The organism is Kitasatospora sp. NPDC059571 (genome assembly GCF_042735675.1).
GTDB lineage: Bacteria > Actinomycetota > Actinomycetes > Streptomycetales > Streptomycetaceae > Kitasatospora.
In genome coordinates this window covers 1-12227 of the sequence record NZ_JBHWBW010000218.1, presented here as the reverse complement: position 1 = coordinate 12227, position 12227 = coordinate 1, and the positions used below count along the sequence as shown (strand labels likewise).

General features: G+C 73.6%; 11 protein-coding genes. 3 read left to right on the top strand and 8 right to left on the bottom strand.

Annotated elements, in window-relative coordinates:
- Nucleotides 1–1323 (bottom strand): MFS transporter (locus tag ACFV0G_RS22840; protein ID WP_380550829.1); only part of this gene is annotated, 1323 nt, incomplete at its 3' end.
- Between the two features lie 147 nt (nt 1324–1470).
- Here ACFV0G_RS22840 and ACFV0G_RS22835 point away from each other — a divergent pair.
- The gene (locus ACFV0G_RS22835) at nt 1471–1668 is read left to right on the top strand and encodes a hypothetical protein (protein ID WP_380550826.1); all 198 of its coding nucleotides are present in this window, start codon (nt 1471–1473) and stop codon (nt 1666–1668) included.
- 18 nt (nt 1669–1686) lie between these two features.
- On the opposite strand, the gene ACFV0G_RS22830 is transcribed toward ACFV0G_RS22835, so the two are convergent.
- Nucleotides 1687–3498 (bottom strand): ABC-F family ATP-binding cassette domain-containing protein, encoded by a 1812-nt coding sequence (locus ACFV0G_RS22830; RefSeq protein WP_380550823.1) that lies wholly within the window; start codon nt 3496–3498, stop codon nt 1687–1689.
- A 140-nt stretch (nt 3499–3638) separates the two neighbouring features.
- Here ACFV0G_RS22830 and ACFV0G_RS22825 point away from each other — a divergent pair, with 140 nt between their 5' ends.
- Nucleotides 3639–4217, top strand: coding sequence for a Uma2 family endonuclease (locus ACFV0G_RS22825; protein WP_380550819.1), 579 nt, complete (start codon nt 3639–3641; stop codon nt 4215–4217).
- Here the strand turns inward: ACFV0G_RS22825 and ACFV0G_RS22820 are convergent.
- The 6 genes from ACFV0G_RS22820 to rsmI form a co-directional block, all read right to left on the bottom strand.
- Nucleotides 4198–5124, bottom strand: coding sequence for a 4-(cytidine 5'-diphospho)-2-C-methyl-D-erythritol kinase (locus tag ACFV0G_RS22820; RefSeq protein ID WP_380550816.1), 927 nt, complete (start codon nt 5122–5124; stop codon nt 4198–4200). The two genes, ACFV0G_RS22825 and ACFV0G_RS22820, sit on opposite strands and share 20 nt — an antisense overlap.
- On the bottom strand, nt 5121–6005 hold the full coding sequence (gene rsmA, locus ACFV0G_RS22815; RefSeq protein WP_380550813.1) for a 16S rRNA (adenine(1518)-N(6)/adenine(1519)-N(6))-dimethyltransferase RsmA: 885 nt from the start codon (nt 6003–6005) through the stop codon (nt 5121–5123). The genes ACFV0G_RS22820 and rsmA overlap by 4 nt, the downstream gene beginning before the upstream one ends.
- Before the next feature lie 66 nt (nt 6006–6071).
- Complete coding sequence (locus ACFV0G_RS22810; protein ID WP_380550810.1) at nt 6072–6950, bottom strand: TatD family hydrolase; 879 nt, start codon at nt 6948–6950, stop codon at nt 6072–6074.
- A complete protein-coding gene (metG, locus tag ACFV0G_RS22805; RefSeq protein WP_380550806.1) occupies nt 6950–8569 on the bottom strand; it encodes a methionine--tRNA ligase in 1620 nt (539 codons plus the stop codon). The genes ACFV0G_RS22810 and metG overlap by 1 nt, the downstream gene beginning before the upstream one ends.
- Nucleotides 8570–8642: 73 nt before the next feature.
- Entirely contained in the window at nt 8643–9083 is a 441-nt protein-coding gene (locus ACFV0G_RS22800; protein WP_380550803.1) for a hypothetical protein, read from the bottom strand.
- Between the two features lie 261 nt (nt 9084–9344).
- Nucleotides 9345–10190 (bottom strand): 16S rRNA (cytidine(1402)-2'-O)-methyltransferase, encoded by an 846-nt coding sequence (gene rsmI, locus ACFV0G_RS22795; protein ID WP_380550800.1) that lies wholly within the window; start codon nt 10188–10190, stop codon nt 9345–9347.
- Nucleotides 10191–10469: 279 nt separating this feature from the next.
- On the opposite strand from rsmI, the gene ACFV0G_RS22790 reads away from it, so the two are divergent.
- A complete protein-coding gene (locus ACFV0G_RS22790; protein WP_380550832.1) occupies nt 10470–12218 on the top strand; it encodes a dolichyl-phosphate-mannose--protein mannosyltransferase in 1749 nt (582 codons plus the stop codon).
- Nucleotides 12219–12227 lie beyond the last annotated feature (9 nt).

Below are 12227 nucleotides of genomic sequence, written 5' to 3'. Positions count from 1 at the left end.
CAGTACGAGGGAGCGGCGGCCGGCGGCGTCCAGGTCCGCGCCCCGGGTCTCCGGCAGGCCGAGCAGGCAGAGCAGCGCGAGCACCCCGAGCCCGGCCAGGTACCAGCCCACCGGCACCGCCGTCCCGTACGCCGCGGCCAGCCGGGCCGCCACCAGCGGCGCCGTCGCCCCGCCCACCACGCCCGCCAGGTTGTAGGTGAGCGCCGCCCCCGTGTAGCGCACCCGGGTCGGGAAGAGCTCCGGCAGGTACCCGGCCACCGGGCCGAGCATCGCCCCGAGCAGCGCCATCGCCCCCACCAGGGCGAGCGCCACCGGCCCCGTCCGGCCGGTCTCCAGCAGCGGGAACAGCAGCGGTGACCAGGCCGTCGCCGCGGCCGTCGCGGCCAGCAGCGTCCGGCGCCGGCCGAACCGGTCGCTGCACCGGGCGGAGAGCACCACCGCACCGCCCTTGAGCACCGCGCCGGCCAGCAGCAGCCCGAGCACCCGGCCGCGCGGCACCCCGAGGTCCGCGGTGGCGTGCGCCAGCGCGTAGGTCGTCGTCAGGTAGAAGAGCGCGTACCCCGACACGACCGTGCCCGCGCCCAGCAGCACCGTCCGGCCGTGCCACAGGAGCACCTCCGCCGCCGGCACCCGGGCGCGGTCCGGCCCGGCCCGGAACAGCGGGGTCTCGGCGACCCGCAGCCGGACGAACAGGCCGAGGGCCACCAGCACGGACGAGGCCAGGAACGGCAGCCGCCAGCCCCACGCCAGGAACTGCGCCTCGTCCAGCCACTCCCCCAGCACCAGGAACACCCCGGTCGCCAGGAAGAAGCCGGTGCACGGACCGAGCTGCACGAAACCGCCGTAGCGGCCGCGGCGGCCGGCCGGGGCGTACTCCGCGAGCAGCAGCGCGGCGCCGCCCCACTCGCCGCCCAGCCCGAGGCCCTGGCAGAACCGCAGCAGGCACAGCGCCGCGGGCGCCCACAGCCCCCACCGGCCGTACCCGGGCAGCAGTCCGACCGCCGTCGTGGACAGGCCGGTCAGCAACAGGGAGGCCACCAGGGTGGCCCGGCGGCCGCGGCGGTCCCCGACGTGCCCGAACAGCACCGCGCCGAGCGGCCGGGCCACGAACGCCACCGCGTAGACGGAGAACGCCGCGAGCAGCGCCCCGACCGCGCCCAGCCCGGGGAAGAACACCCGGCCGAACACCAGCGCCGCGGCGGTGCCGTAGAGGAAGAAGTCGTAGAACTCGACGGCGGTGCCGAACAGGGCGGCCGCGGCCACCCGGCGCAGCACCGCACGATCCGGTGCGCAGACCGGGGATGACGGGGTGTCAGTGCTCATGGCACCCACCCTGGCAAGCCGCTGACCAGCGGGGACAGCAGGCGCGCGGGAGGCTCGGGCGCGTACGACCGACCGTCCGCCGGGGTGGTGCGCCGGGCGGCGGCCGACGGCGGTATGGTGTCGCCTCCCGGCCATGAAAGGGCGCACGTGAGAGACGTGTTCGAGAAGAACGGCGTGTTCGACAAGGTCTTCGCCGTCCTGTGCCTGGCCCTCAATCTGCTGCTGCTCGACCTCGGCCTCGCCCAGCACCGCCAGGGCGGCTCGATCGGCTGGGCGGTGACCGCACTGGTGCTGGTCACCGCCTCCTGCGCCGAGATCGTGCGCCGCTTCCGGCCCGGGCGCTGAGCGCCGCGGGCCGGCGGGTCAGACCTGCTCGGCCAGCTCCAGCCAGCCCATCTCCAGCTCCTCCTTCTCGTCGCGGACCTTGCGCAGCTGCGCGTCCAGGTCGGCGACCTTGGAGAAGTCGGCGGCGTGCTCGGCGAGCTGGGCGTGCAGCTTGGACTCCTGCTGGTCCAGCTTGGCGATCTGTCGCTCCAGCTTCTGCATCTCCTTCTTGACCGCCCGCAGGTCGCCGGCCGACTTCTCCGGGCCCTGGTCGGCGGCGGCGGGCGCCGCGGCGGCGGCCGGGGCGGCCTGCTCGGCCATCCTGGCCCGGCGCTCCAGGTACTCGTCGACGCCGTTCGGCAGCATCCGCATCCGGCGGTCGCCGAGCAGTGCGTAGACGGTGTCGGTGGTCCGCTCGATGAAGAAGCGGTCGTGGCTGATCACGATCATCGAGCCGGGCCAGCCGTCGAGGACGTCCTCCAGCTGGTTCAGGGTCTCGATGTCGAGGTCGTTGGTGGGCTCGTCGAGGAAGAGCACATTGGGCTCGTCCATCAGCAGGCGCAGCAGCTGCAGGCGGCGGCGCTCGCCGCCGGAGAGGTCGCCGACCGGCGTCCACTGCTTGTCCTTGCCGAAGCCGAACTGCTCGCAGAGCTGACCGGCGCTCATCTCCCGGCCCTTGCCGAGGTCGACCCGCCCGCGGACCTGCTCGACGGCCTGCAGCACCCGGGTCGCCGGGTCCAGCTCGGCGACCTCCTGGGAGAGGTACGCCAGGCGGACGGTCTTGCCGACCTTGATCACGCCGCCGGCCGGCTGCACGTCGCCCTCGGTGGCGTACGCGGCCTGCATGGCCCGCAGCAGCGAGGTCTTGCCGGCGCCGTTGACGCCGAGCAGGCCGATCCGGTCGCCGGGGCCGAGCTGCCAGGTGAGGTGGTCCAGCAGGTGCTTGGGGCCGGCCTTGATGCTCACGCCCTCCAGGTCGAAGACCGTGCGGCCGAGGCGGGCGTTGGCGAACTTCATCAGCTCGGACTTGTCGCGCGGCTCCGGCACGTCGGCGATCAGCGCGTTGGCGGCCTCGATGCGGTAGCGCGGCTTGGAGGTGCGGGCGGGCGCTCCGCGGCGCAGCCAGGCCAGCTCCTTGCGGGCCAGGTTCTGCCGCTTCTGCTCCTCGGTCGCCTCGATCCGGGAGCGCTCGGCGCGGGCGAAGACGTAGTCGGAGTAGCCGCCCTCGTACTCGCGGACCTCGCCGCGCTGGACGTCCCACATCCGGGTGCAGACCTGGTCGAGGAACCAGCGGTCGTGGGTGACGCAGACCAGCGCCGAACGGCGGTTCTGCAGGTGGCGGGCGAGCCAGGCGATGCCCTCGACGTCGAGGTGGTTGGTGGGCTCGTCCAGGACGATCAGGTCGGGCTCGCCGAGCAGCAGCTTGGCCAGCGCGATGCGGCGGCGCTCACCGCCGGAGAGCGGGCCGATCACGGTGTCCAGGCCGTCGGCGAAGCCCGGCAGGTCCAGGCCGCCGAAGAGGCCCTCGATGATGTCGCGGATCCGGGAGTCGCCGAGCCACTCGTGGTCGGCCCGGTCGGCGATCACCTCGTGCCGGATGGTGGCCTCGGGGTCGAGCGAGTCGTGCTGGGTGAGGACGGCCATCTGCAGCCCGCCGGAGTGGGTGATCCGCCCGCTGTCCGGCTCCTCCAGCTTGGCGAGCATCCGGATCAGGGTGGTCTTGCCGTCGCCGTTGCGCCCGACGACGCCGATCCGGTCCCCCTCGCTGACGCCGAGGCTCACCCCGTCCATCAGGGCACGGGTGCCGTACACCTTGGTGACGGACTCGATGGTGGCGAGGTTGACGGCCACTGCTGCTGCGCTCCTGGGAGAGGGTCGAGAGAGATCTCCGACCACCCAGCCTAGTGGGAGGCGGGAAGCTCCCGGCCCGCTGCTCCGGCGCGGTACCGTGCGAGGGTCGCCGCAGCGAACCGGAGAGCGGCAGGTGTGCGGTGACCGCGGTGGAGGACCGGCCGCAGATGCCGGCCGAGGAGTTCGAGCGCATCGCCCTGGCGGCCGAGCGTGAAGGTGTGCGGATGGAGTTCATCCACGGGCGGCTGGGGGTCAAGGCAGTGCCGGACGGCGACCACGACGAGATCATCCGCTGGGTGATGGAGCAGTGCATGCAGCAGCGCCCCGACCTGTGGCTGTACCCCGAGCGCGGACTGCGGGTGGAAAGCCACCGCAAGGGCCACGCCAAGCCGGACGGCGTGCTGTCTCCGAAGGGCAGCTTCGCCGGCCAGGGCGAGTGGGCCTCCGCCGACCGGGCCGTGATGGTGGTCGAGGTGACCTCGTACGACACCGACACCGACCGCCGCGGCCGGGACGGGAAGCCGCGGGCCTACGCGGAGACCGGTATCCCGGTCTACCTGCTGGTCGACCGTGACAGTTGCGAGGTGCTGGTCCACAGCGAGCCCGAGGACGGCCAGTACGTGAGCCTGGTCCGGCGGCCGTTCGGCAAGACCATCCTGCTGCCCGATCCGGTCGGGATCAGTCTGGACACCGAGCCGTTCAAGGCCTGGGTGCGCTGACCTCCGCGCCCGGCACCGGCCCGTGGGTGGCGTGGGCGGTGCGGCAGGTGCCGGAGGCGGTGAGGGCGGCGGCGATCGCGGTGGCCGACTCGGCGTCCTTGGCCAGGAAGGCACAGGTCGGGCCGGAGCCGGAGACCAGGGCGCCGATCGCGCCGGCCTCGGTGCCCGCGTGCAGGGTGTCGGCGAGCGAGGGCCGCAGCGACAGGGCGGCGGCTTGCAGGTCGTTGGTGAGCGCGGCGGCCAGGGCGACCGGGTCGCCGGCCGCGAGGGCGGCGAGCAGGGCCGGGTCGGCGTCCGGGGTGGGGACGTCCGCCTCCGAGGAACCGGTGCCGGCCTCCTCGCGGAGCCGGTCGCACTCGCGGAACACGGCCGGGGTGGAGAGCCCGCCCTCGGCGACCGCGAACACCCAGTGGAAGGCGCCGGCCACCGGCAGCGCGTCCAGGATCTCACCGCGGCCGCGGCCCAGCGCGACACCGCCGAGCAGGGCGAACGGCACGTCCGAGCCGAGTTCGGCGGCGAGCTCCAGCAGGGTGTCGAACGGGGTGTCCAGGCCCCACAGCGCGTCGCAGGCGACCAGCGCGGCGGCGCCGTCCGCACTGCCGCCGGCCATCCCGCCGGCCACCGGGATCGCCTTGGCGATGTGCAGGTGGACGCCCGGGTCGGCGAGGCCGTGGTGGGCGGCGAGCAGCCGGGCGGCGCGGGCCGCGAGGTTGCTGTCGTCCAGCGGGACGGACGCCGCGTCAGGGCCGGTGCAGGAGAGCGTGACGCCCTCGCCGGGGGTGGCCGTGACCTCGTCGAACAGGCCGACGGCGAAGAAGACGTTGGCCAGGTCGTGGAAGCCGTCGGCGCGCAGGCCGCCGACGCCGAGCTGGACGTTGACCTTGGCGGGGACGCGAACCGTGATCATTTCTGGGCCTCGGGCTTGTGCTCGGCGATGGCGGCGAACTGCTCGACCGTCAGCATCTCGCCGCGCAGCTTGTGGTCGATTCCGGCGGCGTGCAGCGCCTGTTCGGCGCCGGCCGGCGAGCCGGCCCAGCCGGCCAGGGCGGCCCGCAGGGTCTTGCGGCGCTGCGCGAACGCGGCGTCGACCACGGCGAACACCTCGGCGCGCGAGGCGGTGGTCTTCGGCGGCTCGCGGCGGATCAGCGAGACCAGGCCGGAGTCGACGTTCGGCGCGGGCCAGAAGACGTTTCGGCCGATCGCGCCGGCCCGCTTCACCTCGGCGTACCAGTTGGCCTTCACCGAGGGCACGCCGTACACCTTGTTGCCGGGCTTGGCGGCGAGCCGGTCGGCGACCTCGCTCTGCACCATGACGAGCGTGCGCTCGATGCTCGGGAAGGTCTGCAGCATGTGCAGCAGCACCGGCACGGCCACGTTGTACGGCAGGTTGGCGACCAGCGCGGTCGGCGCCGGGCCGGGGAGCTCGGTGACGTCCATCGCGTCGCTCAGCACCAGGTCGAAGTGGTCGGCCTTCTCCGGCATCCGGGAGGCGACGGTGGTCGGCAGGTGCTGGGCGAGCAGCGGGTCGATCTCCACCGCGGTGACGTGCGAGGCGACCTCCAGCAGCGCCAGGGTCAGCGAGCCGAGCCCGGGGCCGACCTCGACCACGCTGTCCTCGGCGGTCACCCCGCCCGCGCGGACGATCCGCCGCACGGTGTTGCCGTCGATGACGAAGTTCTGCCCGCGCTGCTTGGTCGGCTTCACGCCGAAGGCGGCCGCCAGCTCGCGGATGTCGGCCGCGCCGAGCAGGTGGTGGTCGGGCGCGGGTGCGGGATCGGTGCTGCTCACCCCGCAAGGATACGGGCGCCGCGGCGGCCCGGGCCGCGACGGCCTGCCCGGGGTCGCCGTACGTCGTCAGTAGCCGAAGGCGCGGGCGGTGTTCTCGGCGATCGCGGTGGCCATCTCGTCCTCGCCGATGCCGCGGTGGGCGGCCATCGCGCGGAGGGTGACCGGGATCAGGTAGGGGGCGTTGGGGCGGCCGCGGAAGGGGTGCGGGGTGAGGAAGGGCGCGTCCGTCTCGATCAGGACGCGGTCCAGCGGGGTGGCCGACAGGGCCGCGCGCAGGGCGTGGTTGGCCTTGTAGGTGACCGGGCCGGCGAAGGAGAGGTACCAGCCGTGCTCGGCGCAGATCTCGGCCATCGCGGCGTCGCCGGAGTAGCAGTGGAAGACGGTGCGCTCGGGCGCGCCCTCCTCCAGCAGCAGGGCGATGACGTCCTCGTGGGCGTCCCGGTCGTGGATGACCAGGGCCTTGCCGTGCCGCTTGGCGATCTCGATGTGGCGGCGGAAGGACTCCTTCTGGATGTCCACGCCCTCGGGGCCGGTGCGGAAGTAGTCGAGGCCGGTCTCGCCGACCGCCTTGACCTGCGGCAGCGCGGCGAGGGCGTCGATCTCGGCGAGCGCCTCGTCGAGGGCCTTCGCCCCGCCCGGCCCGCGGTGCTGCCCGGACCAGCCGTCCGGGTCGCCGAGGAAGATCCGCGGCGCCTCGTTGGGGTGCAGGGCGACGGCCGCGTGCACGGCCTCGTGCTCGGCGGCGAGTTCCGCCGCCCAGCGCGAGCCGCGCACGTCGCAGCCGACCTGGACGACGGTGGTCACCCCGACCGAGGCGGCCTTCGCGAGGCCCTCGGCGGGGGTGCCGTTCTGCATGTCCAGGTGGGTGTGCGAGTCGGCCACCGCCACCGCCAGGGGTTCCGGCAGCGGCGGCGGGGTCGACCGGTCGTCGTCCTTCTTGGCCATCAGGAGGCGGGCTTCTCTTCCAGGCGGGGGAACAGGATGTCGCCCTTGGTGACGGTGGAGCCGGCCGGCAGCCGGCCCCAGTCGGCCACGGTGGCGATGGTCTGCGAGGCGAGCGAGCCGAGCCCCTCCTCGGCGCCGAGGGAGTCCCACAGCTTGGCGGCGGTGGTCGGCATCAGCGGGTTGAGCAGCACGGCGGTGGCCCGCAGGGCCTCGGCCGCGGTGTAGAGGATGGTGGCGAGGCGGGCCTGCCCCTCCTCCGAGGTGTCCTTGGCGACCTTCCACGGCTCCTGCTCGGTCAGGTAGCCGTTGACCAGCTTGACGAAGTCGAAGACCGCCGCGATGCCGCCGGCGAAGTCCAGCTCCTCGCCGATCTTCAGGTCGGCGGTGGCGGTGGCCCTGGCCAGGCCGTCCACGACCGCCTGCTCGGCCGCGCCGGCGGCGGTGGCGGCCGGCAGCGAGCCGTCGAAGTACTTGCCGACCATGGCGGCGACCCGCGAGGCGAGGTTGCCGAAGTCGTTGGCGAGCTCCGAGGTGTACCGGGCGGTGAAGTCCTCCCAGGAGAACGAGCCGTCGGTGCCGAACGGGATCGCCCGCAGGAAGTAGTAGCGGTACGCGTCCACGCCGAAGTGCGAGGTGAGGTCGGTCGGGGCGATGCCGGTCAGGTTCGACTTGGACATCTTCTCGCCGCCGACCATCAGCCAGCCGTTGGCGACGACCCGCTTGGGCAGCGGCAGCCCGGCGGCCATCAGCATGGCCGGCCAGATCACCGCGTGGAAGCGCAGGATGTCCTTGCCGACCAGGTGGACGGAGGCCGGCCACAGCTCGGCGAAGCGCTCAGGGTCGGCGCCGTAGCCGGCGGCGGTGATGTAGTTCTGCAGCGCGTCGACCCACACGTAGAGGACGTGCTTCTCGTCCCAGGGCAGCGGCACGCCCCAGTTGAAGGTGGAGCGGGAGATCGAGAGGTCCTGCAGGCCCTGCTCGACGAAGCGCAGCACCTCGTTGCGGGCCGAGGCCGGGGCGATGAAGTCCGGGTTGGCCGCGTAGAACTCCAGCAGCTTCGGACCGTAGGCGGAGAGCCGGAAGAAATAGTTCTCCTCCTCCAGCCACTCCACCGGCTTCTTGTGGATCGGGCAGAGCTTCTCGTCCTCGGTGGCGCCGGGGAGCAGCTCGCCGGGGAGCTTGTACTCCTCGCAGCCCACGCAGTACGGGCCGGAGTAGCCGCCCTTGTAGATCTCGCCCTTGTCGTGGAGGTCCTGGACGAACTCCTGCACCCGGTCGGTGTGCCGCTGCTGGGTGGTGCGGATGAAGTCGTCGTTGGCGATGTCCAGGTGCTGCCAGAGCGGCTTCCACGCCTCCTCGACCAGCCTGTCGCACCACTCCTGCGGGGTGACGCCGTTGGCCTCGGCCGTGCGCAGGATCTTCTGGCCGTGCTCGTCGGTGCCGGTGAGGTACCAGACGTTCTCCCCGCGCTGGCGGTGCCAGCGGGTGAGGACGTCGCCCGCGACCGTGGTGTACGCGTGGCCCAGGTGCGGGCGGTCGTTCACGTAGTAGATCGGGGTCGTGACGTAGTACGCCGAGCGCGAGGCCTCGGTGGTGCTGTGGTCTTCAGTGGCCGCCATGCCACGGAATCTTAGTCGCGCGAAGGAACCGCCCTCGACCGATTACCGGCGGGGCGGCCCTTCGGCGGCGGGGTCAGTCCGCGCGGCGGCCGAACCGGTACCAGGGCCGGTGCCCGCCCTCGGCGGGCGCGGCGGCGGGGGCGGGCGCGGCGGGGCCGCTCGCCGCGGGTCCGTCCGCGGGCTCCGCGTGCGAGGAGTAGCCGGGCGCGTGGTGCGAGGAGTGCTCGGCGGTGGCCACCCGGCCCTCCCGCATGATCCTCACCTTGTGCCCACCGCAGCCGGGGCAGGTCGGCTGGCGCAGCGGCGAGGGCACCCGGACCCCGTTCGCCTTGTACTCGAAGACGATCCGGCCCTCCCGGTCCACGCGGTGCTCGATGTCGTAGGCCTGCTCCCAGCCGTATCCGCAGCTCAGGCAGGCGAAGGAGTACGCCTCCCGCACGGTCTCCACGGGCGCCGACGTCCGGGTGGTCAGTCCGACGCCGCTGGGCGCGTTGCCAGTCAGAGGGCTACCCATCGTCTCGCTCATAGCCGTCTCCCAGTGCCCGCCGGACGGTCGTCCGGCTCGGGTCTTTCCTTCCGGAGGAATGCCCGCGTGGAAGGTTTCCTTACCCGACTTGTCAAGTCTTGGACGTGCGTTGGATGAGACTTGGACCAAGCCGGCGACGGGTGCCCGCGGTACGGCCACCCGCTCTGGTGTTCCCCTCCACGGTACGCGCGGCGACGGCCGCGGGCACCCCTCGCGGCCTGCGGTTCCGGCGGGCCGCCCGGGGCCCGCTCAGCCCGCGTTCTTGGCCGCGACGACCGCGTCGAAGACCTCGCGCTTGGGCAGTCCGAGGTCGGCGGCGACCGCCGCGATGGCCTCCTTGCGGCGCTCGCCGGCCTCCTCCCGGACGGCGACCCGGCGGGCCAGCTCGGCGGGGCCGACCTCCTGCGGGGCGGCCGGCGGCGCGCCCGCCACCACGACCGTGATCTCGCCCCGGACCCCGTCGGCGGCCCAGGCGGCGAGCTCGCCGAGCGGGCCGCGGCGGACCTCCTCGTAGGTCTTGGTGAGCTCGCGGCAGACCGCGCCGGGGCGCTCCGCGCCGAAGGCCAGGGCCATCGCGTCCAGCGTCTCGGCGATCCGGTGCGGGGCCTCGAAGAAGACCATGGTGCGCGGCTCGGCCGCGATCTCGGCGAGCTGGCGGGCCCGGTCGCCGCTCTTGCGCGGCAGGAAGCCCTCGAAGGTGAAGCGGTCGACCGGCAGGCCGGACAGGGCGAGCGCGGTGAGCACGGCGGACGGGCCGGGCACCGCGGTGACCTTGATCCCGGCGGCGACCGCGGCGTCCACCAGCCGGTAGCCGGGGTCCGAGACCGAGGGCATCCCGGCGTCGGTGACCAGCAGCACCCGGGCGCCGCCGCGCAGCGCCTCGACCAGCTCGGGGGTGCGGCCGACCTCGTTCCCCTCGAAGTAGGAGACCACCCGGCCGCCCGGGGTCACCCCGAGGGCCTGGGTGAGCCGGCGCAGCCGCCGGGTGTCCTCGGCGGCGATCACGTCCGCGCCGGCGAGTTCGGTGAGCAGCCGGGGCGGGGCGTCGGAGACGTCGCCGATGGGGGTGCCTGCGAGAACGAGTACTCCTGTCACGGCTCCCATCCTCCCAGGCCGGGCGGGCGGCCGGGGCCGGCGGCCCGGACGGGCGGGGCCGGAGGCGGCGGGCGGGGCGGACGCGGGCCGGAGAAGGGGACGAACCGGGCAGCTTCGGAGGGGACCTCCTCCTCTCCGGGGTGCGCCCCTACGATGTGGCGCGTGAGCGGCGACACGGCACCCGGAGCGCCCGAGGGCGCGGACCACACCGACCAGGGCGGGGTGGCCCTGCTGAGCGCGTCGGAGGCGGTCGCCCCCGATGCCCCGGCGGCCGGCCCCCTGCTGCCGGGCCCGCGGGAGGCGGAGCCGGACCCCTCCGGGTGGCAGCGCCGGCTGGCCCGGTACGGCTACCGGGCGCCCGAGCGGGCGAGTGCGGCCGAGCGCCTGGTGCCGCCGATGCCGGACGGCCCCGGGGTGACCCCGGACACCGTCGCGCCGTCCCCGGTGCTGGCCCGCCTGGGCCTGCGGGTGCCGGAGCGGCTGTGGTCGTGGCTGTGCTACTGGTCGGGCTGGCTCGGCCCGCTGGCGGTGGCGCTGTTCGGCGGTGTGCTGCGGCTGTGGCAGCTGGGCTCGCCGCACGCGCTGATCTTCGACGAGACGTACTACGCCAAGGACGCCTACGCGCTCTGGAAGGGCGGGTACGAGACCAGCTGGGCCGACGACGCCAACGGGAAGATCCTGGCGGCGGACCCGACGGTGCCGTACCGGACGGACCCGGCGTACATCGTGCATCCGCCGGTCGGCAAATGGCTGATCGGGCTCGGCGAGCAGATCTACGGGATGAACCCGGTCGGCTGGCGGTTCGTGATGGCGCTGCTCGGCACGGTGTCGATCCTGATGATCGCCCGGATCGGGCGGCGGCTGTTCCGCTCGACGCTGCTGGGCTGCGTGGCCGGCCTGCTGCTGGCGGTGGACGGCCTGCACTTCGTGATGAGCCGGGCGGCACTGCTGGACCTGGTGGTGATGTTCTGGTTCCTGGCGGCGTTCGGCTTCCTGCTGCTGGACCGGGACCGCACCCGTGCGCTGATCGCCGAGCGGCTGGAGCGGTACCCCAACGGCGACTGGGCGCATCTCGGCTGGCGGCCGTACCGGCTGGCGGCGGCGGTCTCGCTGGGACTGATGTCGGCCACCAAGTGGAGCGGCATGTACGCCCTGCTGGCCTTCGCCCTGCTGAGCGCCTGCTGGGACATGGGCGCCCGCCGCCAGGCGGGCTGCCGCAACTGGCTGCTGTTCGGCCTGTGGGACGCCCTGCTGGCCGGGCCGGTGATGCTGGTGGTGGCCGTCGGGGTGTACGTGGCGTCCTGGACGGGCTGGTTCCTGAGCAGCACCGCGCCGGGCAAGGGCGGCTACGGACGGGACTGGGCGCTGCACCGCGCCGGGCTGTCCCCGGACCACCTGTTCGGGCTGAAGCTGCCGCAGTTCGACATGAGCTGGGTGCCGGCCGGACTGCGCAGCCTCTGGCACTACCACGCGACCATGTACGACTTCCACGTGCACCTGACCAGCCCGCACACCTACCAGTCCAACCCGTGGAGCTGGCTGGTGCTGGGCCGGCCGGTGTCGTACTTCTACGAGGCGCCGAAGCTCGGGCAGTCCGGCTGCAAGGTCTCCGAGTGCGCCCGCGAGGTGCTGGGGATCGGCACGCCGGTGCTGTGGTGGGCGGGCGTGGTGGCGCTGGCGTACTGCCTGTACCGCTGGGCCGCGCGGCGGGACTGGCGGGCGGGCGCGATCCTGTGCGGCCTGGCGGCCGGCTACCTGCCGTGGTTCGGCTACCAGCAGCGGACGATCTTCCTCTTCTACGCGGTCGCCTTCGTGCCGTTCCTGGTCCTCGCGGTGACCATGATGATCGGCGCCCTGATCGGCCCCGCCGGGGCCGGCCGGGACCGCCGCCTGGTCGGCGGGGCCGCCGCCGGACTGCTGGTCTTCGCCGTGGTGTGGAACTTCCTCTACTTCTACCCGCTGTACACCGGCCAGACGATCCCGATGGACGCCTGGCGGGCCCGGATGTGGTTCACCACCTGGATCTAGCCCCTGGCC